This is a genomic window from Streptomyces sp. NRRL S-87 (assembly GCF_000719335.1).
Classification (GTDB): domain Bacteria; phylum Actinomycetota; class Actinomycetes; order Streptomycetales; family Streptomycetaceae; genus Streptomyces.
The window spans coordinates 219,738-242,692 of sequence record NZ_JOGB01000002.1 but is presented as its reverse complement, the minus strand read 5'-3'; the positions used below and the strand labels follow the sequence as shown (position 1 = coordinate 242,692).

Annotated in this window: 20 protein-coding genes; 12 read left to right on the top strand and 8 right to left on the bottom strand. The window is 74.7% G+C overall.

The features are described 5' to 3' along the window. Positions 1 to 309: 309 nt before the first annotated feature. Together IF43_RS0102200 and hmgA are read right to left on the bottom strand one after the other, a co-directional pair. On the bottom strand, positions 310 to 1,059 hold the full coding sequence (locus IF43_RS0102200) for a GntR family transcriptional regulator (RefSeq protein ID WP_030193128.1): 750 nt from the start codon (positions 1,057 to 1,059) through the stop codon (positions 310 to 312). A gap of 75 nt (positions 1,060 to 1,134) precedes the next feature. After that, on the bottom strand, positions 1,135 to 2,472 hold the full coding sequence (gene hmgA / locus IF43_RS0102195; RefSeq protein WP_030193126.1) for a homogentisate 1,2-dioxygenase: 1,338 nt from the start codon (positions 2,470 to 2,472) through the stop codon (positions 1,135 to 1,137). A 126-nt stretch (positions 2,473 to 2,598) separates the two neighbouring features. Between hmgA and IF43_RS0102190 the strand changes: the two genes are divergently transcribed. The 8 genes from IF43_RS0102190 (at position 2,599) to IF43_RS0102155 (ending at position 15,026) form a co-directional block, all read left to right on the top strand. Further along, positions 2,599 to 4,713 carry a right-handed parallel beta-helix repeat-containing protein gene (locus tag IF43_RS0102190; RefSeq protein ID WP_051794535.1) on the top strand — a complete coding sequence of 705 codons (2,115 nt, stop codon included), beginning with the start codon at positions 2,599 to 2,601 and terminating at the stop codon, positions 4,711 to 4,713. 121 nt (positions 4,714 to 4,834) lie between these two features. Beyond that, positions 4,835 to 5,746, top strand: a complete 912-nt coding sequence (locus IF43_RS0102185) for a hypothetical protein (RefSeq protein WP_030193122.1) — start codon at positions 4,835 to 4,837, stop codon at positions 5,744 to 5,746. Next, the gene (locus tag IF43_RS0102180; protein ID WP_234331917.1) at positions 5,743 to 7,266 is read left to right on the top strand and encodes a hypothetical protein; all 1,524 of its coding nucleotides are present in this window, start codon (positions 5,743 to 5,745) and stop codon (positions 7,264 to 7,266) included. Before IF43_RS0102185 ends, IF43_RS0102180 begins: the two co-directional genes overlap by 4 nt. A 126-nt stretch (positions 7,267 to 7,392) precedes the next feature. After that, entirely contained in the window at positions 7,393 to 8,010 is a 618-nt protein-coding gene (locus IF43_RS0102175) for a TetR/AcrR family transcriptional regulator (RefSeq protein ID WP_030193118.1), read from the top strand. Between the two features lie 378 nt (positions 8,011 to 8,388). After that, positions 8,389 to 10,599, top strand: coding sequence for a molybdopterin oxidoreductase family protein (locus IF43_RS0102170; RefSeq protein ID WP_030193117.1), 2,211 nt, complete (start codon positions 8,389 to 8,391; stop codon positions 10,597 to 10,599). Positions 10,600 to 10,750: 151 nt separating this feature from the next. Further along, positions 10,751 to 12,226 carry a CitMHS family transporter gene (locus tag IF43_RS0102165; protein ID WP_030193115.1) on the top strand — a complete coding sequence of 492 codons (1,476 nt, stop codon included), beginning with the start codon at positions 10,751 to 10,753 and terminating at the stop codon, positions 12,224 to 12,226. A 282-nt stretch (positions 12,227 to 12,508) separates the two neighbouring features. Continuing rightward, positions 12,509 to 13,921 (top strand): aldehyde dehydrogenase family protein, encoded by a 1,413-nt coding sequence (locus IF43_RS0102160; protein WP_030193113.1) that lies wholly within the window; start codon positions 12,509 to 12,511, stop codon positions 13,919 to 13,921. 25 nt (positions 13,922 to 13,946) lie between these two features. After that, positions 13,947 to 15,026, top strand: a complete 1,080-nt coding sequence (locus tag IF43_RS0102155; RefSeq protein WP_030193111.1) for a Zn-dependent alcohol dehydrogenase — start codon at positions 13,947 to 13,949, stop codon at positions 15,024 to 15,026. A gap of 101 nt (positions 15,027 to 15,127) precedes the next feature. Here the strand turns inward: IF43_RS0102155 and IF43_RS0102150 are convergent, their stop codons facing one another. Both IF43_RS0102150 and IF43_RS0102145 read right to left on the bottom strand, forming a co-directional pair. After that, the gene (locus IF43_RS0102150; protein WP_234331916.1) at positions 15,128 to 15,733 is read right to left on the bottom strand and encodes a hypothetical protein; all 606 of its coding nucleotides are present in this window, start codon (positions 15,731 to 15,733) and stop codon (positions 15,128 to 15,130) included. 46 nt (positions 15,734 to 15,779) lie between these two features. Further along, the gene (locus IF43_RS0102145) at positions 15,780 to 16,427 is read right to left on the bottom strand and encodes a TetR/AcrR family transcriptional regulator (RefSeq protein WP_199922659.1); all 648 of its coding nucleotides are present in this window, start codon (positions 16,425 to 16,427) and stop codon (positions 15,780 to 15,782) included. 69 nt (positions 16,428 to 16,496) lie between these two features. Between IF43_RS0102145 and IF43_RS0102140 the strand changes: the two genes are divergently transcribed. The 3 genes from IF43_RS0102140 (at position 16,497) to IF43_RS0102130 (ending at position 18,752) form a co-directional block, all read left to right on the top strand. Further along, a complete protein-coding gene (locus IF43_RS0102140) occupies positions 16,497 to 17,648 on the top strand; it encodes an acyl-CoA dehydrogenase family protein (protein ID WP_030193105.1) in 1,152 nt (383 codons plus the stop codon). 94 nt (positions 17,649 to 17,742) lie between these two features. Then, positions 17,743 to 17,961 carry a YiaA/YiaB family inner membrane protein gene (locus IF43_RS0102135; RefSeq protein ID WP_030193103.1) on the top strand — a complete coding sequence of 73 codons (219 nt, stop codon included), beginning with the start codon at positions 17,743 to 17,745 and terminating at the stop codon, positions 17,959 to 17,961. Between the two features lie 149 nt (positions 17,962 to 18,110). Beyond that, on the top strand, positions 18,111 to 18,752 hold the full coding sequence (locus IF43_RS0102130) for a TetR/AcrR family transcriptional regulator (RefSeq protein WP_030193101.1): 642 nt from the start codon (positions 18,111 to 18,113) through the stop codon (positions 18,750 to 18,752). 37 nt (positions 18,753 to 18,789) lie between these two features. Here the strand turns inward: IF43_RS0102130 and IF43_RS0102125 are convergent, their stop codons facing one another. Beyond that, the gene (locus tag IF43_RS0102125) at positions 18,790 to 19,251 is read right to left on the bottom strand and encodes a MaoC family dehydratase (protein ID WP_030193099.1); all 462 of its coding nucleotides are present in this window, start codon (positions 19,249 to 19,251) and stop codon (positions 18,790 to 18,792) included. A gap of 130 nt (positions 19,252 to 19,381) precedes the next feature. On the opposite strand from IF43_RS0102125, the gene soxR reads away from it, so the two are divergent. After that, the gene (gene soxR, locus IF43_RS0102120) at positions 19,382 to 19,825 is read left to right on the top strand and encodes a redox-sensitive transcriptional activator SoxR (RefSeq protein ID WP_030193097.1); all 444 of its coding nucleotides are present in this window, start codon (positions 19,382 to 19,384) and stop codon (positions 19,823 to 19,825) included. Between the two features lie 107 nt (positions 19,826 to 19,932). On the opposite strand, the gene IF43_RS0102115 is transcribed toward soxR, so the two are convergent. The 3 genes from IF43_RS0102115 to IF43_RS0102105 form a co-directional block, all read right to left on the bottom strand. Then, a complete protein-coding gene (locus IF43_RS0102115; protein WP_051794548.1) occupies positions 19,933 to 20,643 on the bottom strand; it encodes a 3-keto-5-aminohexanoate cleavage protein in 711 nt (236 codons plus the stop codon). A gap of 60 nt (positions 20,644 to 20,703) precedes the next feature. Next, complete coding sequence (locus tag IF43_RS0102110) at positions 20,704 to 21,255, bottom strand: hypothetical protein (protein ID WP_037887165.1); 552 nt, start codon at positions 21,253 to 21,255, stop codon at positions 20,704 to 20,706. Between the two features lie 228 nt (positions 21,256 to 21,483). Further along, on the bottom strand, positions 21,484 to 22,884 hold the full coding sequence (locus IF43_RS0102105) for a hypothetical protein (RefSeq protein WP_030193093.1): 1,401 nt from the start codon (positions 22,882 to 22,884) through the stop codon (positions 21,484 to 21,486). Positions 22,885 to 22,955: the final 71 nt, after the last annotated feature.

Here is a 22,955-nt window from a genome sequence, read left to right as displayed (position 1 = left end):
GGCCTGCAGGCCCTGCGGCAGGCCCACCCCAGGGGCAAGGGGCTTCGCCCTGGCCTGCGGCCACCCCTGGCCCGGGCCTGCCTCCGGACCAGCCTGCCACCCCAGTCAAGCGCCTCCCCCACACACCACGGGGCGGCCCGGCGGGGGCTTCGATTGGTTCCGGCGGACCCGGACCCGGACCCGGACCGGGACCCGGACCCGGAACCGGACCGGGACACAACACCCGGGTCGGGACCGGGACACAACACCCCGGTCGGGGTCGGGACACAAGGTCCGGGTCGGGGTCGGATGTCGGGCCCGGGGCGGGTGTCAGGGAGCCTCGACCGTCACCGTGAACGAGAAACGGTCTCCGCGGTACCGGATCCGCGCCACGTCCACGACGCGGCCCGCCTCGTCGTACGTGACACCCGTGTAGTGCAGGATCGGGCTCAGCAGCGGTACCTGCAGCAGCTCCGCCGTCTCGGGGTCGGCCAGCCGGGCCTCCACCGTGTCCGTGATCCGGCTGATCCGCACGCCGACCACGTCCCGCAGCACCTTCGTCATCGGCCAGCGTTCCAGGTCGGCGGTGTCGACGGCCGCGGCGACGTCGGGGCGGACCGCGTTCTCGGCCCAGTTGGTGGGCTCGCCGCTCTCGCCGTCCCGGCGCAGCCGGCGGTAGGTGACGACCTCCCCGGCGTCGCCGAAGTACTCCGCGAGCTCCCCCGGCACCGGTCCCGCCGCGCACCCCAGCACCGCGGTCCGCTCGCCCGACTGCTGGGCCACGATCGCGTCGACCGAGCCGAGCAACCGGACCGGTGCGCCGCGCTGGGCGCCCGGCTCGATGAAGGTGCCCCGCCGCCGGTGCCGGCTGATCAGCCCCTCCGACTCGAGCTCCTTCAGCGCCTGCCGCATGGTGAGGACGCTGACCCCGTAGTGCTCGGCCAGCTGCTCCTCGGTCGGCAGTCGCAGCGACGCGTCCGGGGTCCGCCCGAGTATCGAGGCGCGCAGCGACTGCGACACCTGGTACCACAGGGGGAGCTTGCGGTTCAGGACCAGCGAGTCGGGGGCGAAAGCGGTCACGGGGGGTTCTCCGTAGGGGCGGGGCGACGTGCCTGCGCGGGGAGTCCCGCGCAGGCACGCTGACGTGCAGGCATGCTACGACCGGAAGTGGCGCTCCAGACCCTGCCATACGCCGTCGTAACCGCGCTGGAGGTGGTCCGCCCCGGCCGCCTGGGCGGTCGCGGTGATCGGCCAGCGGGTCTCGAACATGAAGGCCAGGCCGTCGTCGATCTTCTGCGGCTTCAGCTCGGCGGCGCTGGCCCTGTCGAAGGTCTCCCGGTCCGGCCCGTGCGCGGACATCATGTTGTGCAGCGAGCCGCCGCCCGGCACGAAGCCCTCGGCCTTGGCGTCGTACGCGCCCTCGATCAGGCCCATGTACTCGCTCATCACGTTCCGGTGGAAGTACGGCGGTCGGAAGGTGTCCTCGCCCACCAGCCAGCGCGGCGCGAAGACCACGAAGTCCACGCCCGCCAGCCCCGGGGTGTCCGAGGGCGAGGTCAGCACGGTGAAGATCGACGGGTCCGGGTGGTCGTAGCTGATCGTGCCGATGACGTTGAAGCGGCGCAGGTCGTAGACGTACGGCACGTGCGTGCCGTGCCAGGCGACCACGTCGAGGGGGGAGTGGTCGTACGTCGCGGCCCACAGGTTGCCGCAGAACTTGTTGACCACCTCCACCGGGCCCTCCACGTCCTCGTACGCCGCCACGGGCGCGAGGAAGTCGCGGGAGTTGGCCAGCCCGTTGGCGCCGATCGGGCCGAGCTCGGGGAGCTCGAAGGGCTGCCCGTAGTTCTCGCACACGTACCCGCGCGCGCTCTCGTCCAGCAGCTCGACGCGGAAGCGCACGCCGCGCGGGATCAGCGCGACGTGGCCGGGCTCGGCGCGCAGCATGCCCAGCTCGGTGCGCAGCAGCAGTCCGCCGCGCTCGGGGACGATCAGCAGCTCGCCGTCGGAGTCGCTGAACACCCGGTCCGTCATGGACGCGTTGGCGGCGTAGAGGTGGATGGCCATGCCGGTGCGCTGCAGGGCGTCGCCGTTGCCGCCCAGGGTCCACAGGCCGGCCAGGAAGTCCGTGCCGGGCGCCGGCTCGGGCAGGGGGTTCCAGCGCAGCCGGTTCGGGTCCGGGGCGGTCTCGGTGAAGGGGCCGGAGCGCAGGGCGCCGTTGTCGATCCGGGCGAACGGCGGGTGGGCGGCCGACGGGCGGATGCGGTACAGCCACGAGCGGCGGTTGCGGGCGCGCGGCTCGGTGAACGCGCTGCCGCTCAGCTGCTCGGCGTACAGGCCCAGCGGGGCGACCTGCGGGGAGTTCCGGCCGTCCGGGAGGGCCCCGGGGACGGCCTCCGAGCTGTGCTCGTTGCCGAAGCCGGAGTGGTACTCCAGTGCTTCCGCGACCTTCCGCGCCCGCTCGATGCCGGCCTGCTCGCTGCCCGCGCCCATGTGTCCGCTCCCGCTCTGCCGAAGGAATCCTATGGTCGACAGTAGGATTCCGGGCCCCCCGCGTCAATGGAAGTTTCGGTGCCGCGGGGGCTCTCAAAAGATGAACATTGCTCTACTCTCTCGCGCATGTCGTGGATCCGCAGGCTTCCTGCCGTGCCGCGGGCGCTGCTCGCCGCCCTCCTCGCGCTCCTCGGACTGCTCGTGGCGGCCCCGTCCGCCCTGGCCCACGAGGAGCGGCCCGTCACCCTTCCCGACGGCTCCGGCTCGGTGCCCGCGTACCGTGCCGCCGAGCCGGACCTGCTGGTCTGCAAGACCGACCGGGCGGACTTCGAGCGTCGCGTCGCCGGCTTCCCCGAGGACCTGCGCCGCCGCAACCTCGCCCTCTTCGCGAAGTGCTCCAGGAGCGGCTACCGCCACCTCCAGGCGGCCGTCGACGCCGTGCACCGCCCGGGCATGAACATCGCGGTCCTCCCGGGCCTGTACGAGGAGGAGCCCTCCCTGCCCGCGCCGGCCGGCGCCTGCGCCCGACTCAAGGCCCCCAAGTCCGCGCTGGGCTACCAGATCCTGTCGTACGAGCAGCAGGCCGCCTGCCCCCACAACCAGAACCTCGTCGCGATCCTCGGCAAGAAGGACCTCCAGATCGAGGGCACCGGCGCCGCCCGCACCGACGTCGTCATCGACGCCAAGTACCAGAAGCTCAACGCCATCCGGGCAGACGGGTCCGACGGGGTCTACTTCCGCAACTTCACCGCCCAGCGCACCACCTTCAACGCGCTGTACGTGCTGGCCGGCGACGGCTTCGTCATCGACGACGTGCTCACCCGCTGGAACGACGAGTACGGCTTCCTGACCTTCGCCAGCGACCACGGCCTCTACAAGAACTGCGAGTCCTACGGCAACGGCGACTCCGGCATCTACCCCGGCAGCGCCTCGAACATCAACGACGGCCGCGGCTACGACGTCCCCCGGCACTCCATCGAGATCACCGGCTGCCGCAGCCACCACAACATGGTCGGCTACTCGGGCACGGCCGGGGACTCCGTCTGGGCGCACGACAACGAGTTCGACCACAACATGGGCGGCGCCTCCATGGACAGCGCCTTCCCCGGCCACCCCGGGCTGCCGCAGAACCACGCCCTGTTCCAGCGCAACCTGATCCACGACAACAACCAGGACTACTACCGGTACGTCGCCGACGGCACCTGCGCCAAGCCGCCCATCGCCCGCGGCTACGAGCGGGGCGTGGTCTGCCCGCAGATCTCCATGCCCCCGGGCACCGGCATCATCACCGCCGGCGGCAACTGGAACGTCTACGAGGGCAACTGGGTCTACGGGCACCGGCGCGCGGCCTTCTTCCTCAGCGCGGTACCGGCCTTCATCCGGGGCGAGGAGCGCTGGTCCAAGCAGGCGGACACCTCGCACCACAACCGGTACGCCGGCAACCACCTGGGCGTCGACAAGGCGGGCACGTCCCGGCCCAACGGCATGGACGTGTGGTGGGACGGCCAGGGCAAGGGCAACTGCTGGCAGTCCGGCACCTCCGGCTCCACGCCCTGGACCCTGCCGGAGTGCGGAGTCGCGCGCGGGGACGTCTCCGGCGGCTCGGCCCGGCTCGTGGGCGAACCGGTCAAGCTGGTCCAGCTGCTCGTGTGCGCCGACTACAGCGTCCAGGCGCGACGGCTGCCGGCCGGCTGCGACTGGTACGGGGCCACGGGCATCGCCCGCGTCGAGACCCAGATCGCCCTCGCCGCGGCGGCCGTGCTCGCCCTGGTCGGCGGGGTGCTGTGGTGGCGCCGGCTGCGCGGCTCACGGCTCGGCACGGTGGCCACCCTGCTGGGCGCGGCCGGGCTCGCGCTGGACGTGGCCGGTTCCACGACCGGCCTCCAGCACACCGTCGTGCCCGTCCTCGCGCTGCTGCTCACGGGTGCCTGGTGGGTCGGCGCCGGGCCGGTGCTGCGCCGGGGCGGACGGCGCCGGCTGGGCGGGGCCACCGTGCTGCTGGGTGTGGTGACCCTGTTGGACGCCTTCGACAAGGGCGTCGCGATGATCCCCTGGACACCGGTCGGGCCCGCGTGGGTGCGCGGCCTGGTGGCTGTGGTGTGGGTCCTGTGGGCGGTCATCGCCTCCGCCCGCCACGACGCCCCGGGGGCCGGGGGAGACCCGGCCCCCGACCCCGAACCCGTCCCCGTCCCCGCCGGTCCGACCCCGCTGGACGGCGCCGCCGAGGGTGGTGCGGCATGACCGGGCCTGCATCTGTTCGTTCGGGCTCGGCGCCGGTACCTGTTCGTTCGGGCTCGGCGCTGGTATCTGTTCGTTCGGGCCCGGCGCCGGTGTGCGGTGAGGCGCCCGAGGGTGGTGCGGCATGACCGGCCGGGGGCGTCCGGGTCGCCGGGCCGCCGCGATGGCTGTGGTGGCGGCGCTGGTCGCGGCGGGCGCCACCGGCTGCGGCGGGCGGGCCACCACCCACCACAAGCCCGGCACCAGCCATGAGCAGGCCGTCGGCAGCGTGGGCACGCTGCTCGCCGCCGACGACGGCGCGGGCCACCGGCTGCGCCAGGTGCCCGCCGAGGGCGCCCCGCAGGTGCGCGTCACGGTCCACCCCGACACGGAGGACGGCTGGAACCTCGAGCTCACCGTCCAGGACTTCCACTTCACCCCCGACAGCACCGGCGGCGCCGCCGTCCCCGGCGGCGGCCACGCCCACCTCGAGCTCGACGGGCGCAAGCTGGCGCGCCTGTACGGCCCGTGGTTCCACCTGCCCGCCGCGCAGGTGCCCAGGGGCACGCACACCCTGACCGTCCGGTTGTACGCCGACGACCACACCGCCTGGGCCGTCGACGGCCGCCCGGTGCAGGCCGCGGCCACCGTGACCGGCACGGGTGCCTCCGGCGGCGCCGGGCACACCCACGCGGGGGCGGGTGCGGGTGGTGGGGGAACAAGTGGTGCGGGTGCGGGTGGTGCGGGTGGTGCGGGCAGCGGTGGTGCGGGTGACGGTGGTGCGGTCGGGGCAGTCGACCGCACGGTCACGGTCACGGTCCGCGCCGGCCGTGTCGACCCCGCCCCGGGGCGCGTCGGGCTGCGCCGCGGGCAGCGGGTCGCCCTCCGGGTCACCAGCGACACCGCCGACACCCTGCACGTCCACGGCTACGACAAGGAGCTCGACCTGCCCGCCGGCCGGACCGTGGCCCTCGTCCTCACCGTCGACCGCACCGGCCTCTTCGAGGTCGAGACCCACGAGTCGGAGCTCGTGCTGACCCAACTCCTGGTTCGATGACGGCCCTCACGCTCATCGCCTCGACCGCCTCGACCGCCGCGACCGCCGCGACCGCCGCGTCCGCCGTGCCTGTCGTGCCGGGGGTCGTCCCGCCGCGGCCCGGCGGTGGCGCGTACGTGCTGGCCCACGGGATCGGGGCCCAGCACGACCTGCCCGTCTCGCCGTTCTACGCCTTCGCCGGCGCCTTCACCGCCCTGTTCGTCTCCTTCCTGGCCCTCGGCCTCCTGTGGTCCCGTTCCCGCTTCCGCGGCGCCGCCGCCGGCGCGCCGCTGCCGGCCGCGGTGCAACGCCTCGCCGACGCCCCGGCCACCCGTACCGCCCTGCGCACGCTCGGGCTGATCGGCTGGCTGTTCGTCGTGCTCCACCTCCTCCTCGGTCCCGACGACCCCGCACGGAACCCGGCCCCCGGGGCCGTCTACGTCCTGCTCTGGGTCGGGCTCGTGCCCGCCTCCCTGCTCCTGGGACCCGTCTGGCGCCTCCTCAACCCCCTCCGCACGCTCCACCTCCTCGTCTCGCACCTCCCGTACGCGCTCTCCCGACTCCGAAGCCGCCCGCGCCCGGCACCCGACTCCGCCTCGGTTCCGGTCCCGGTCCCGGCCTCGGCCCCGGTTCCGGCCCCCGCCTCTGCCTCTGCCTCGGCTCTGGTCCCGGTTCCGGTCCGGGTCCCGGTCCGCCGCTCCCTTCCGGTCGGGGTCGGGCAGTGGCCCGCCGCGGTCGGGCTGTTCGGATTCACCTGGCTCGAGCTCGTCGCCCCCGACCCCGCCTCGGCCACCGCTCTCCTGACCGCCGTCGGCGTCCACACCGCCGTCCAACTGCTGGGTGCCGCGCGCTACGGGGCCGGTTGGTTCGAGCGGGCCGACGCGTTCGAGGCGTACTCCGCCCTGCTGGCCCGGCTCGCCCCGCTCGGCCGGCGCGCCGACGGCCGCCTCGTCCTGCGCAGCCCGTTCAACGGCCTCGACGCGACCCCGCAGCAGCCCGGCCTCGTGGCCACCGTCTGCGTCCTGCTCGGCTCCACCGCCTACGACGGCTTCTCCGACACCCCTTCCTGGATCAACACCCTCCAGACCTCCTCCCTCGGCCGCACCCCCACGGCCACCCTCGGCCTGCTCGCCGCCGTCGCACTCGTCGCCTCGGCGTACTGCCTCTGCGCCGCCGCCGTCCGCCTCCTCTCCGGGCCGGTCCCGCGCCCGCTCACGGCCTTCGCCCACTCACTGCTGCCGATCGCCCTCGGCTACCTCACCGCGCACTACTTCTCACTCCTCGTGACGGAAGGGCCGCGTACGGTCATGGTGGCACTGGGTGCTGACAACGCCCTCCCACCCGAACCCCCGCTCGGCCCCGGCGGCCTCGCCGCCCTCCAGGTCGCCGCGGTCGTCACGGGGCACGTGCTCGGGGTCGTCGCGGCCCATGACCGGTCCGTGCGCCTGTTCCCGCCGGCCCGTGCCGTCGCGGGTCAACTCCCGCTGCTGGTGCTGATGATCGCGTACACCATCGGCGGGCTCGGCCTGCTCCTCACGTGACCGGGCAGGCTCCGGCCGCTCGGGCCTCGACCGCCCGGCGGTGCACCTGCGGACCCCGCCCGGCGGGGCCGCCGAGGAAGCGGAATCAGTGCCCCTGTCCGAAACCTGCCGTGCGGGAGCGGCATGATTGACCCCGTGCCTTCTGCCAGATCCCTCCGCCGCACCCCGATCCAGCAGCGCAGCGCCGAACGCCTCGCGCGGATCCTCGACGCCTGTGCCGAACTCCTCGACGAGACCGGGTACGAGAACCTCTCCACCCGCGCCGTGGCCGTCCGCGCCGGCGTTCCCATCGGCTCCGTCTACCGCTTCTTCGGCAACAAGCGCGCCATGGTCGACGCCCTCGCCCACCGCAACCTCGACCGGTACGCGGAGGGCATCGTCGAGCGCCTCGCCGCCCTGCCGGCCGGCGACTGGCGTGCGGTCGTGGACGCCGTGCTCGACCAGTACCTCCACATGAAGCGGACCGTCCCCGGATTCGGGCTGGTCGACTTCGGTGTGCCCGCCCCGCCCGAGAGTCCCGCCGCCGACACCAACCTCGTCGTCGCCGGCCGCATCACCGAGTTGCTGTGCAGCCACCTCGGCCGTCCGGACGACCCGCCGCTGCGCCGGGCCGTCCTCGTCGCGGTCGAGGCGACCGACGCCCTGCTGGGGCTCGCCTTCCGGACCGATCCCGAGGGTGACCCCGAGCTGGTCACCGAGACCCGGGCGATGATGCACGCCTACCTGGCCCGGATCCTCGACTGAGTCCGCGCCGCCGCGCCGCTCGTGTGACCTCCCGGTCACCGGAGCCACACCACGAGACCCACCCCCGAAGCGAGGGGCGGGCACCCCGGCCGTGGGGCGCGGGCCGCCCGGGAGGACGCGCACCAGGAAACCCGCTCCCACGGCAGCCCCTCCCCACCGTGCCTACCGGTCGGTATGCTCGCCCTGCTCAAGTGCCGCAGCCGTCAGCCGTCAGCCGTCAGCCGTCAGTCGAAGGCCGAACGCCGAAGGCCCGTAAGCCGGCCCAGCCCGCCGCCGCCCGGGGGAGGACCCTTGTCCGCACCATCAGCGCCGCCCGCACCGCATGCCGCCACCCACGCCGCCCCGGACGCGGCCGCGGGCGGCCCCCCGCGCACCGCCCTGCGGATCTGCCCGCTGTGCGAGGCCACGTGCGGGCTGACCCTCACCATCGAGGGCGGTCGCGTCACCGCCGCCCGCGGGGACCGCGACGACGTCTTCAGCAAGGGGTTCGTCTGCCCCAAGGGAGCGGCCTTCGGCGGCCTCGACGCCGACCCCGACCGCCTCACCACCCCCCTCGTGCGCGAGGCCGGCCGGCTCCGGCCCGCCACCTGGGACGAGGCCTTCGACGCGGTCGCCGCCGGGCTGCGGCCGCTCATCGAGGCGTACGGACCCCAGGTCGTCGGCGTCGTCCTCGGCAACCCCAACGCCCACACCATGGCCGGCGCCCTGTACCCGCCCGTCCTCCTCCAGGGCCTGCGCACCCGCAGCCTCTTCACCGCCAGCACGCTCGACCAGATGCCCAAGCACGTCTCCAGCGGACTGCTCTTCGGCGACCCCTTCGCCATCCCGGTGCCCGACCTCGACCGCACCGACCACCTGCTGCTCCTGGGCGCCAACCCCCTGGAGTCCAACGGCAGCCTGTGCACCGCCCCCGACTTCCCCGGCCGCCTCAAGGCCCTGCGCGCCCGCGGCGGCACCCTGGTCGTGGTCGACCCCCGCCGCACCCGCACCGCAGCCCTGGCCGACCGGCACCTCGCCATCCGCCCCGGCACCGACGCCCTGCTGCTGGCCGCCCTGGTGCACGTCCTGCTCGCCGAGGGACTCACCGCCCTCGGGCACCTGGAGGAGCACACCGAGGGCCTGGACGAACTGACCGTGGCCCTGGCCCCGTTCAGCCCCGAGGCGGTCGCGGAGACCTGCGACGTACCGGCCGAGGAGATCCGCACCCTCGCCCGCGGCCTCGCCGCGGCCCGCACCGCCGCCGTCTACGGCCGCATCGGCAGCTGCACCGTCGAGCACGGCACCCTCGCCAACTGGCTGGTGGACGTGCTCAACGTCCTCACCGGCAACCTCGACCGACCCGGCGGCGCCCTGTTCCCGCTGCCCGCCGCGGGTCCCCGGCCGCGCACCCCCGGCCCCGGCAAGGGCTTCGCCCTCGGCCGCTGGCACAGCAGGGTCTCCGGGCACCCCGAGGCCAAGAGCGAACTCCCCCTCGCCGCCCTCGCCGAGGAGATCGACACCCCGGGGGAGGGGCGGATCAGGGCCGTCATCGCGATCGCCGCCAACCCTGTGCTCTCCGCACCCGACGGCCACCGCCTCGACGCGGCCCTGGCCGGCCTGGACTTCATGGTCAGCGTCGACCCGTACCTCAACGAGACCTCGCGCCACGCGCACGTCGTCCTGCCCCCGCCGCCGCCCTCGCAGAGCCCCCACCACGACTTCTCCTTCAACGCCTTCGCGATCCGCAACCAGGTCCGCTACACCCGCCGCGCGGTGCCGCTCGCCCCCGGCCTCATGGACGAGTGCGAGATCCACGCGCGCCTGGTCCTGGCGGCCACCGGCATGCACGGCGCCCCGCCGGAGTCCGTCGACGCCCTCGTCGTCGACACCACCCTCGCCAAGGCCGTCGCCGACCCCGCCTCGCCCGTCCACGGCCGCGACCCCAAGGCCCTCGCCGGCCTCCTCACCGGTGCGGACGGGCCCGAGCGGCGGCTGGACCTGATGCTCCGCCTCGGCCCGTACGGCGACGGCTTCGGCGCCGACCCCGAGGGCCTGACCCTGGAACGGCTGCTCGCCGCCCCCCACGGCATCGACCTCGGCCCGCTGGCGGCCCGGCTGCCCGGCCTGCTGCGCACCCGCAGCGGCCGCATCGAGCTGCTGCCCGAGCCGATCGCCGCCGACCTTCCCCGGCTGCGCGGGGCGCTCGCCGCCCGCCCGGCCGGCCTCGTCCTGGTCGGCCGCCGCCACCTGCGTTCCAACAACAGCTGGCTGCACAACGTGCCCGCGCTGATGGGCGGCTCGAACCGCTGCACCCTGCACGTGCACCCGGACGACGCCGCCCGCCTGGGCGTCGTCGACGGCGCCCGGGTCCGCGTCACCGCGGACGGCGGCGCGGTCGAGGTCCCCGCCGAGGTCACCGACGCCGTCCGACCCGGCGTCGTGAGCCTGCCGCACGGCTGGGGCCACGACCGGCCCGGCACCCGGCTGTCGGTGGCCGGGGCCGAGCCGGGGGCCAACGTCAACCAGCTCCTCGACGGCCGTCGCCTCGACCCGCTCTCCGGCACCGCGGTCCTCAACGGCTTCCCGGTCGGGGTGCAGCCCCTGCTCTGACCTGCGCACCTGGCCTGACCAGGGCTTTTGCTCGTATTGCTCGCGGGTTCACGTCTTGTTCACGGGAACCCGCGAGCCCTACGTTCGACCGCACCGCGGCCCGCTGGGCGTTCATCACGCGGTCTTCCAGGGTGAACGTGAGGAACCTGCCATGCTGACCATGCTCGGCTTCGTCATGATCGCGACCTTCCTGGTCCTGATCATGATGAAGAGGATGTCGCCCATCGCGGCACTCGTCCTGATCCCCGCCCTCTTCTGCGTCTTCGTCGGACAGGGCGCGCACCTCGGCGAGTACGTGATCGACGGCGTGGGCAAACTCGCGCCGACCGCCGCCATGCTGATGTTCGCCATCGTCTACTTCGGCCTGATGATCGACGTCGGCCTCTTCGACCCGGTCGTCCGCGGCATCCTGCGCTTCTGCAAGGCCGACCCGGTGCGGGTGGTGGTCGGTACGGCCGTGCTGGCCGCGGTCGTCTCCCTCGACGGCGACGGCTCGACCACCTTCATGATCACGGTCTCGGCGATGTACCCGCTCTACAAGCGGCTCGGCCTGAGCATGGTCGTCATGACGGGCGTGGCCGCCACCGCCAACGGCGTGATGAACACGCTCCCCTGGGGTGGCCCCACCGCCCGCGCCGCCACCGCGCTCAAGCTCGACGCCGGCGACATCTTCGTCCCGATGATCCCGGCCCTGGCCGTCGGCCTGGTCTTCGTCTTCGTCCTCGCGTACGTGCTGGGCCTGCGCGAGCGTAAGCGGGTGGGCACCCTGGTCCTGCTGCCGGACGGGGCGGAGGAGAAGGCGGCCGTCCTCGTCGGCGGCCCCGGCGCGGGCACGCGCGCCCCCGGCCCCGGCGCGGGCACCCGTGCCCCCGGATCCGCTACGGGCACCCCGGCGGCCGGTACGGCCCGCCCGGCCGCCGGCCCGGGCACCTCCGACGAAGCTCCCGCCGCCCCCTCCGCAGCCGAAGCCGCCCCCGGGGCCGACGTGCAGGGCCTCGACCCGCACCGCCCCACCCTGCGCCCCCGCCTGTACTGGTTCAACGCGGGGCTCACCGCCGCCCTCCTGACCGCGATGATCATGGAGCTGCTCCCGATCCCGGTCCTCTTCCTCCTCGGCGCGGCCCTGGCCCTGACCGTCAACTTCCCCCACGTGCCCGACCAGAAGGCCCGCCTCGCCGCGCACGCCGACAACGTCCTCAACGTCGCCGGCATGGTCTTCGCCGCCGCCGTCTTCACCGGTGTCCTCTCCGGCACCGGCATGGTCGAGCACATGGCCGACTGGCTGGTCGACGCCGTCCCCGACGGCATGGGCCCGCACATGGCCCTGGTCACCGGCCTGCTCAGCCTGCCGCTGACCTACTTCATGTCCAACGACGGCTTCTACTTCGGCGTCCTGCCCGTCCTCGCCGAGGCCGGCGCGGCCCACGGCGTCTCCGCCCTCGAGATCGCCCGCGCCTCGCTCGTCGGCCAGGCCCTGCACATGTCCAGTCCGCTGGTCCCCGCGGTGTACGTCCTGGTCGGCATGGCCAAGGTCGAGTTCGGCGACCACACCCGCTTCACGGTCAAGTGGGCCGCGCTGACCTCGCTCGTCGTGCTCGGCGCGGGCATCGTGTTCGGGATCCTCTGACCCGCGGTCCGGGGACCGGTGCACCTCCCGCGACCGACCCGGCCCGCTTCCCGGGCAGCTGCCGCCACGGCGCGGCGGCGGCGCCCCGGCCGTCGGCGGCCGCCCGTCAGGCGGCCGCCGACCGGTCGTTCCCGGGGCCGGCCGTCCGGCCCGCCGGGTGGTCGTGTTCCGGCCCGTCCCGGCCGGGACCCCGGCCTGGTGGCCGAAAACTATCACCGCTAGTTTGTAGGGTGGTCGACCAGCGGGTGCGTCCGCGGTTCACACGTGGCTCGGGAGGATGCGATGAAGGCTCACGACGGCATGTACATCGACGGGGAGTGGCGGCCCGCCGCGGGCGGCGACACCATCCCCGTGGTCAACCCCGCCACCGAGAAGGTCATCGCCCACGTCCCCGCCGGCACCGCCGAGGACGTCGACGCCGCCGTCCTCGCCGCCCGGACCGCCTTCCGCGGCTGGGCCGCCACCGCCCCGGCCGAGCGCGCCGCGCGGATCGCCGCCCTGCGCGACGTCCTCGTGGCCCGCCGCACCGAGATCGCCGACACCGTCACCGACGAGCTGGGCGCGCCCCGCGGCTTCGCCGAGACGGTCCACGCCGGCGCCCCGATCGCGGTGGCGGGCTCGTACGCCGAGCTGGCCGCGTCGTACGCGTTCGAGGAGCGGATCGGCAGCTCCACCGTCTACCTGGAGCCGGTCGGCGTCGTCGCCGCCATCACCCCGTGGAACTACCCGCTCCACCAGATCGTCGCCAAGGTCGCGCCGGCCCTGGCCGCCGGCTGCACCGTCGTCCTCAAGCCCTCCGAGGACACCCCGCTGACCGCGCAGCTGTTCGCCGAGGCGGTCCACGAGGCCGGTCTGCCCGCAGGCGTCTTCAACCTGGTCACCGGCACCGGCCCGGTGGCCGGCCAGGCCCTGGCCGAGCACCCGGACGTCGACCTCGTCTCCTTCACCGGCTCCACCGCCGTCGGCCGCCGCATCGGCGCGCTGGCCGGCGCCGCCGTCAAGCGGGTGGCCCTCGAACTCGGCGGCAAGTCCGCCAACGTCATCCTGCCGGGCGCGGACCTCGCCAAGGCCGTCGGCGTCGGCATCAACCACGTCCTGAATAACTCCGGCCAGAGCTGCAACGCCCTCACGCGCGTGCTCGTCCACCGCGACCAGTACGAGGAGGCCGTCGCCCTCGCCGCCGACGCGGCCACCAAGGCCGTGGCAGGCGACCCGCGCGACCCCGCCACCCGGCTCGGCCCGCTGGTCAACGCCAAGCAGCTGGAGCGGGTCCGCGGCTACATCGCCCGGGGCGTCGAGGAGGGCGCCCGCCTCGTCGCGGGCGGCACCGACGCCCCGCAGGCCACCGGGTACTACGTCGCCCCCACCGTCTTCGCCGACGTCACCCCCGAGATGACGATCGCCCAGGAGGAGATCTTCGGCCCGGTCGTCGCGATCCTCCCGTACGAGGACGAGGAGGACGCGCTGCGCATCGCCAACGGGACCGACTACGGGCTGGGCGGCGCGGTCTGGGCCGCCGACGACGAGACCGCGGTCGCCTTCGCCCGCCGCATGGACACCGGCCAGGTGGACATCAACGGCGGCCGGTGGAACGCCCTGGCGCCCTTCGGCGGCTTCAAGCGGTCCGGCGTCGGCCGCGAGCTGGGCCCGCACGGCCTGGCGGAGTACCTCCAGACCAAGTCCCTGCAGTTCTGACCCCCGAACCCCCGAAGGAGCTCCCGTGGTCCGCGCCGCCGTCCTGCCCGCTGTCGGATCTCCCCTGGAGATAACGGAGATCGTGCTGCCCGAGCCCGGCCCCGGCCAGGTCCGGGTCCGCCTCGCCGCCGCCGGGGTGTGCCACTCCGACCTCTCCCTCACCAACGGCACCATGAGGGTCCCCGTCCCCGCCGTCCTCGGCCACGAGGGCGCCGGCACCGTGGTCTCCGTCGGCGAGGGCGTCACGCACGTCGCCCCCGGCGACGGAGTCGTCCTCAACTGGGCGCCGTCCTGCGGTGCCTGCCACCACTGCGGCATCGGCGAGGTCTGGCTCTGCGCCAACGCCCTCACCGGCGTCGGCGCCGTGCACGCCCGCACCGCCGACGGCACCGAGCTGCACCCGGGCCTCAACGTCGCCGCCTTCGCCGAGGAGACCGTCGTCGCGGCGAACTGCGTCCTGCCCGCCCCCGAGGGCATCCCGCTCACCGAGGCCGCGCTCCTCGGCTGCGCGGTGCTCACCGGCTACGGCGCCGTCCACCACAACGCACGCGTGCGCGCAGGGGAGTCGGTGGCCGTCTTCGGCGTGGGCGGGGTGGGCCTGGCGGCCCTGCAGTCCGCCCGGATCGCGGGCGCCGGCCCGATCGTGGCCGTCGACGTCTCGCCGGCCAAGGAGGAGCTGGCCCGGGCGGCCGGGGCCACGGACTTCGTCCTGGCCTCCGACACCACGGCCAAGGACATCCGGGCCCTGACCGGCGGCCGGGGCGCGGACGTGGCGATCGAGTGCGTCGGCCGGGCCGCGACCATCCGCACCGCCTGGGACTCCACCCGGCGCGGCGGCCGCACCACGGTCGTCGGCATCGGCGGCAAGGACCAGCAGGTCACCTTCCACGCCCTGGAGATCTTCCACTTCGCCCGCACCTTGTCGGGCTGCGTGTACGGCAACACCGATCCCGCCCGCGACCTCCCGGTGCTGGCGGAGCACATCCGCGCCGGCCGCCTCGACCTCGGCTCGATGGTCTCCGACCGGATCACCCTCGACGGCATCCCGGCGGCCTTCGACGCCATGCTCGCCGGCAAGGGCGGCCGGTCGGTGGTGGTCTTCTAAGACGTGATCCGCAGTTCACCGCAGGGTGGGCTGCGGACTCCGTGCCGTTCGGGTGCCGGGCACTCCGACGCGGGCGGGACGCCTCTCCCCGTCGAGCAGGCTCACCCCGCCCGCCGGCGGGACGCACCCCCGGGCACCCCGGGCAGCACGGGCTCGGTGCGCACGCCGGTCTCGCCAGGCGCTCCGGGGTCGGTCGACACCCCTAGATCGGCGCGCATCGCGCTGCGCATGACCCGGATCCGGGCCCAGGCCTCCACCCGCGCCCGTTCCACGCCCTCGGGCGTCTCCCCGGGCTCGGGCTCGCCCCGTTCCATGCGCTTGACCTGGCCGTACAGCGAGGTGAGGGCGAAGTTGACGGCGCCCGCGCAGGCCAGCACCTCGTCCGGGGCGATCATCTGCGCCTGGGAGTACCGGTCGCGGTGGGCGCTCTTCGCCTCGTCGAGCGCGATCCGGTCGGCCTCCTCGACGCCGCGTTCCCGCATGACGTGCAGGTGGCGGTTGAGCGCGGTGGCGAACTGCCGGGCGTCCCGGTTGAGTTCCACATAGCACGTGCGCCTCAGCAGCAGGTTCTCGCTGACCTCCTCGTGTTCGCGTACGAGCGCCAGCTCGCGGCGCTTGGCCTTCTCGGCCGCCCGCTGGGTCAGGAACGACCCGCCCAGCGTTCCGGCCACACCCGCCACGGCGATGATCACCGAGCCGAGATCCACGGATTCCCCCCTTGAGAACGGCGCCCGCCCGGCAGCGGCGGACGCGTCAGTCGCCGACCAGGGTCTCGTACTGCACCGACAGCCCGTCCAGCAGGGCCCGCAACCCCGTCTCGAAGGCCCCCTCGTCGATCTCCTGACCGCGCTCCGCCAGCAGGTGCGCCTGGCCCAGGTGCGGGTAGTCGGCCGGGTCGTACGCCGCACGGTCGTCCACGAAGCCCTGCGCGAACGAGCCCAGCGCCGAGCCCATCACGAAGTACCGCATCAGTGCGCCGATCCGGGTGGCCTGCGCCGGCGGCCAGCCCGCGTCCGTCATCGCGCCGAACACCGCGTCCGCCACCCGCAGCCCGGCCGGCCGCCGGCCCGGCCCGCGGGCCAGCACGGGCACGATGTTGGGGTGGTCGGCCAGCGCCCGGCGGTAGGAGACCGCCCAGTCGTGCAGCGCCTCGCGCCAGTCCCGGCCGTCCTCGAACACGGACAGGTCGACCCGGGCGCTGACCGCGTCCGCCACCGCGTCGAGGATCTCGTCCTTGGTGCGGAAGTGGTTGTAGAGGGAGGGGCCGCTGACCCCCAGCGCGGCCGCCAGCCGCCGGGTCGACAGCGCCTCCAGCCCCTCCGCGTCCACCAGCGCGCCCGCCGTCTCCACGATGCGGTCTCGGCTCAGCAGGGGCTTGCGCGGTCGGGCCATGCGGCACATAGTAAGGCCTGCCCCGAATAAACTAGCGGTGCTAATTTACGGCCCCGCCCGGCCTCCCCCGAGGTGCCGATGAACCTGGAGCTGAGCGAGGAGCAGGCCGCCGTCCGCCGCCTCGCGCGCGAGTTCACCGACCGCGAGGTCGCCCCGTACGCCGCCGAGTGGGACCGCGCCGAGAGCGTGGACCGCGCCATCGTCAAGAAGCTCGGCGACCTCGGCTTCCTCGGCCTGACCGTTCCCGAGGAGTACGGCGGCTCCGGCGGCGACCACCTCGCGTACGCCCTGGTCACCGAGGAGCTGGGGCGCGGCGACTCCGCCGTGCGGGGCATCGTCTCGGTCTCCCTCGGGCTGGTCGCCAAGACGATCGCCGCGTGGGGGAGCGAGGAGCAGAAGCGCACCTGGCTCCCCCGGCTCTGCTCGGGCGAGGCGCTCGGCTGCTTCGGCCTGACCGAGCCCGGCACCGGCTCGGACGCCGGGAACCTCGCCACCCGGGCGGTGCGCGACGGCGACGCGTACGTGGTCAACGGCAGCAAGATGTTCATCACCAACGGCACCTGGGCCGACGTGGTGCTGCTCTTCGCCCGTACCGGCGACGAGCCCGGCCACCGCGGGGTCTCCGCCTTCCTCGTCCCCGCCGACGCGCCCGGGCTCGTGCGCCGGGAGATCCACGGCAAGTTGGGGCTGCGCGGCCAGGCCACCGCCGAGCTGGTCCTCCAGGACGTCCGGGTGCCCGCCGACGCCATGCTCGGGCCCGAGGGCAAGGGCTTCTCGGTCGCCATGTCGGCGCTGGCCAAGGGGCGGATGTCGGTGGCCGCGGGGTGCGTGGGCATCGCCCAGGCGGCGCTCGACGCCGCGCTCGCGTACGCGGGGCAGCGCGAGCAGTTCGGCCGCACCATCGCCCACCACCAGCTCGTCCAGGAGCTCATCGCGGACATCGCGGTCGACCTCGACGCGGCGCGCATGCTGACCTGGCGGGTGGCCGATCTCATCGACCGGGGGCGGCCGTTCGCCACGGAGGCGTCCACCGCCAAGCTCTTCGCCTCGGAGGCCGCCGTCCGGGCCGCCTCCAACGCCCTCCAGGTGCACGGCGGGTACGGCTACGTCGACGAGTACCCGGCGGGCAAGCTGCTGCGCGACGCGCGGGTGATGACCCTGTACGAGGGCACGAGCCAGATCCAGAAGCTGGTCATCGGGCGCGCCCTGACGGGGGTTTCGGCCTTCTGAGCCCGAACGCCGGCCCCGTGTGCGCAGGCCGCCGGGGGCGGACTGAGTACGCGTACGGATGCGGCCCCGACCGTCCCGCGCGCATGCTGGCGGCATGAACGAGACACCGGGCAAACCGCAGAACACGGGGGCGTACTACGGCCAGGCCGTCGCCTCCTTCGCCATCGCGCTGGCCGCCGTGGCCCTCGGGATCTACCGCCTGGAGGCGGACGGCTGGGTGCGGGCCTTCCTGGGTGTAGGGGTGCTCTACCTGACCACCTCCGCCTTCACGCTGGCCAAGGTGGTGCGGGACCGGCAGGAGGCCGACCGCTGAGGCGGGCACCCGGTACCGGCGCCCGCATCGGCGGCCGGCGGCCGCACTGGTCCGGGCGGTCGACTTCCGGCCAGAGGGGTCGCGCCGACAGCTAAGCGCTTGCTCACCCGTCGGGTAAGGTGGGCCTCCACCGAGGGGAAGGGCGAGCGATGGACGCAGCGGCGGCGGAGCCGGCCGGCGAGTACGTGCCGTGGTCGGAGGTCAGCCCCGACGCGGCCCGACGGCTGCTGATCGCGGCCGTGGAGGCCTTCGCGGAGCGCGGGTACCACGCCACCACCACGCGGGACATCGCGGGCCGCGCCGGCATGAGCCCGGCCGCCCTCTACATCCACTACAAGACCAAGGAAGAGCTGCTCCACCGGATCAGCCGGATCGGGCACGACAAGGCCCTCGAGATCCTGACGACCGCGGCGGACGGCCCCGGCACCGCCGCCGAGCGCCTCGACGCCGCCGTGCGGTCCTTCGTCCGCTGGCACGCGGCCCACCACACCACCGCTCGGGTGGTGCAGTACGAGCTGGACGCGCTTGGCCCCGGGCACCGGGCCGAGATCGTGGCGCTGCGCCGGCAGAGCGACGCGGCCGTGCGCCGCATCCTGGCCGACGGCGTGGCGGCCGGCGAGTTCGACGTACCCGACCTGCCCGGCACCACGCTCGCCGTGCTGTCCCTGTGCATCGACGTGGCGCGCTGGTTCAGCGTGGCCGGCACCCGCGGCCCCGACGAGGTCGGCGCGCTCTACGCCGACCTCGTGCTGCGCATGGTGGGAGCGCGGCCCGCGGCCGCGCCCCGGTAGCGGTCACGAGCCGTCAGCGGTCGGCCGAGGCAGGGGCTCAGAAGAAGTAGCGCGAGACCGACTCGGCCACGCAGACCGGCTTCTCGCCGCCCTCCCGCTCCACCGTCACGGTCGCGGCCACCTGCACCCCGCCGCCCACCTCGGTCACCTCGGTGATCACGGCGGTGGCGCGCAGCCGCGAGCCGACCGGTACCGGGGCCGGGAAACGCACCTTGTTCGTGCCGTAGTTGATGCCCATCCGCATGTTCTCCACCCGCATCACCTGCGGGACCAGGCTGGGCAGCAGGGAGAGCGTCAGGTAGCCGTGCGCGATCGTCGAGCCGAAGGGGCCGGTGGCCGCCCGCTCGGGGTCGACGTGGATCCACTGGTGGTCACCGGTCGCGTCGGCGAACAGGTCGATCCGCTTCTGGTCCACCTCCAGCCAGCCGCTGGGGCCGAGTCGGGCGCCGACCCCGGCGCGCAGTTCCTCGGCGGAAGTGAAGATCCTCGGCTCGGCCATGCCCACGCCTCCTGTGGAATCCACTCGTGTCGCGCCTTGATCAAGCGCTTGCTCAGCATGGGGGCGCACGCGGGGTCTGTCAACGGACTCCCGGCGCGGCCCGTCCCGGCCGCCCAGTAGGCTCGGCGGAGTGCCGCAGATTCCAGAGAAGATCCACGAGCTCACGGTCGGCCAGCTGTCCGCGCGCAGCGGCGCCGCCGTCTCCGCACTGCACTTCTACGAGTCCAAGGGCCTGATCAGCAGCCGCCGTACGAGTGGCAACCAGCGCCGCTACAGCCGCGACACGCTGCGCCGGGTCGCCTTCGTGCGGGCCGCCCAGCGCGTCGGCCTGCCGCTCGTCACCATCGGCGAGGCCCTCGCCCGGCTCCCCGAGGGGCGCACCCCCACCCGCGAGGACTGGGCGCGGCTCTCCGAGAACTGGCGCGAGGCGCTCGACCAGCGCATCGACCAGCTCGTCCGGCTCCGCGACAACCTCGACCACTGCATCGGCTGCGGCTGCCTGTCGCTCAAGGCCTGCGCCCTGTCCAACCCGGACGACACGTACGGGGACCACATCTCGGGCTCGCGGCTCTGACCAGACCGGGGGCACCTCTTCGCGGGAGTGCCGGCGCCGGGGTGCGCCCGGGGCCTCGCGGACCGTCGGCGCCCGGCCGCGGGGGCGACCTCCGGTGCCGGCCCCGCTCAGCGTCCCGGGGCCGGCCGCTCCGCGTGCACCACGGTGACGGCCGCCGCGACCAGCTCGGCGTTCGAGGCCGCACGAGCCCCGGACGGCAGTTCAAGGGTGTCGGCCAGCCCGGTCCGTACGTCCAGCCCCAGACGGGCCGCCGTCCGCAGCACCGGCCAGGCGGCCCGGCCGCTACCGTGCACGAGGACGGGACGGCCTCCCCTGGAGCCGAGGGCGGCCAGCAGGTCCCGGGCGGCCCCCGGCGCCCGCGCCGGGTCCGGCTCGGCCACCTCGGCGACGATCCGCAGCACCCGCCCGCGCAGCGGTGAGCCGAGGAAGCGGGCCGCCGCCCCGGTCCCGGAGCGCACCACCGCCTCCACGGCCACTCCGCGTCCCAGCAGCAGCCGGGCCAGCTCCTCCGCGTCCGGCAGGGCCCAGTCCACCGCGGCCCGCTCGGGCAGCACCGTCCACTCGGCCACCCGGTCGCCGCCGGTGTACGCGTCCACGCCGACCGGCAGAGAGGTCCCGGACCGCAGCTCCGCGAGCAGCGGCCCCAGCACCCGGGGCGAGAGGCTGTCCCGGCCGCACGGGGTCTTGGGGCGCACCTGCACCTCGTGGGCCCCGGCCGCCGCCGCGGCGGCGGCCGATGCGGCCAGGCCGGCGGGTGAGAGCGGCACCGCCGTGCCGTCGGCAGCGCTCCGGGCCCCGTTGAGGGCCGCCTGGATCACCATCACCCCAGCATGCCCCCCGCCGGGCCGGCCGCACAGCCCCGTCCCGTCGTCCGGCCCTCAGGCCGCCACCGTCACCGTCAGCGCCGGCCGCGGCACCACGATCCCGCAGCCCTTGCACACCGGCCCGTACCACGGCTCCCGCGCGGTCCCGGGCAGCCACAGGAACTCGGCCTCCCCGCACACCGGGCAGGCCGACCCCGGCCGTTCGTCCTCCAGTGCCCGCACCAGCCGGCGCATCACCTCACCCAGCGCGCCCTCGGGCCGTACCCCCGGATCGGCGCAGCGCACCACCGCCTCGCCGCTCCAGGCCCAGCCGGGGGTGCGCACCCCGTCGTGCTTCTCGCGTCTGCGCCGCTCCGCGAACTGCCGCTCGTACGTCAGCCAGACCCCGCGCGCGTCCTCCAGCTCCTCCAGTGCGGCCACCAGCCGCAGCGGATCGCAACCCCGGTCCTCGGGTCCTATCCCGTGCCGGTCGCACAGGTGGTACCACGTCGCCCGGTGCCCGTACGGGGCGAACCGCTCGAGGCAGCGCCGCAGTGAATGCCGCCGCAGTGCCCGGTCGTTGGACGCGTCGCGCACCTGCCCCGCCAGACTCCGGAAACCCGCCATCGCACCCTCACTTCCATCGCTCGAACGTGGGCGCCGACGGAGAGACGGTCCGGAAGCCGCTCCGGCTCCATCCGAGAGGCGATGGCAGCCATCACCGGCGCTGGGGGCGTCGTGCCGATCGGGCCGGACCGGCCCGATCGACGAAGAGACGGCCCAGGCGCAACATGCCCGGCTGCGGCCGGGGGCATGCGGAGCGCACGGTTGCCCCCGGTGGCACGTGGCGGGATCTCAGCCGCCGATCCGGCCCGCCGCGACCACGATCCGGGCGAGCTCCGCATGGCAGATGTCGCTGTGCGCCCCCGAAGGCGCCCCGCCGCTCCGGACGACCTCGGCCGCGTCCACGCTGACGCATCCGCTCCTGGGCAGGCCGTCGCGCAGGGCCGCTGCCAGGGTCAGCCGCGGGGCGCCGGGCACGCCCTGGACGCCGTCGTACCCCATGGCCCCCCAGCGCGCGTCGAACCCGGCGAAGGAGGCCGAATCCCCTGCCGTCCGGGAGGCCAGCGGGTAGAACACGCGCAGGGCGCCGTCGAAGTGCGAATGGCAGGACACCACCGGTCCGTCCACCCGCGCCTGGAGTCCGCGCAGCGCCCCGCCGCGCGCCCGGTCGTGCGGCAGGGCGTCGGCGAACGCGTAGTGCGAGAAGGCACCCTGGAGGAGCGTCAGGGACTTCACCGGGCGCCCGCCGGCCGGCACGCCGCGCAGCGCGTACGACACCAGGCGCGCTCCGAAGCTGTGCCCGACCAGGTGGACCCGGACGGCCGGGCGGGTCCGGGCCAGCCCGGCCAGCACCGGGCCCAGGCCGCGCTCGCCGACCGCGCCCGCCCGCTTCTTCATCTCGTAGTAGGTGGCCTGGCGCAGCAGCTCCTTGCCGCCCTTCCAGGCCTTCTTCAGTGCACCGACGGGCGAGAAGCCCGGGTGGGGGGCCGGCTCGGCCCCGGTCTCGACGAGCCCGGCCAGCAGTTCCCGGCAGGCGGTGAGGGTGTCGCCGGCGAACAGCTCGGGAACCGGGGCGGCGTCCTCGTCCCCGGCCGCCCGGTCCGCCCGGTCCGCCCGGTCCGCCCGGTCCTCCCGGGCCACCGTGCCGTCAGCCGCAGTCGCAGCCGCAGCCGCAGCCGCAGCCGCAGCCGCAGGTGTGGGCGTGGGGGCGGGCGTGGCGTCCGTACCCGTCAAGGCCCGCACCAGGGCACCGAATTCGGCGAACGCGGCCTCGGACTCCGGTTGCGCGGCGAGGAGTTCGGCGATGCGGTCCAGTTCGCGCGCGCGGCCGGGCCACAGCCGGCCGAGCGCCGCCCGCGTCGCGGCGTCCAGGGCCGGACCGGGGTCCGGGACCGGGGCGGCGGCCGGGGCGTCGAAGTCCGGGACCGGCTCGTCCGAGAAGCGCATCGAGGGCCACACCACGCCCACGTACCCCAGCCGCACGGCGGGGGAGCCGGCCACCAGGCCCGGGAAGGGGGCGAAGAACCGGTCGTAGAGGCGGGTCGCGGTCGACCGGTCGTTGTTCCAGCCGTGCGCGAAGACCACGAGGTCCGTGGCGTCGAGGCCGGCCACCGCCTCCCGGCCGCCCGGGGCCGGATCGCCGTCCGCGTCGAACGCCAGCTCCGCGTACGGCCCCACACCCACGTCCGGCATGACCGTCCCCCTCCCGCGCCCACCGCCCGCACCGGAGCTCCAGCATCCCGCCGCCCCCGCCGCTCGGCCAG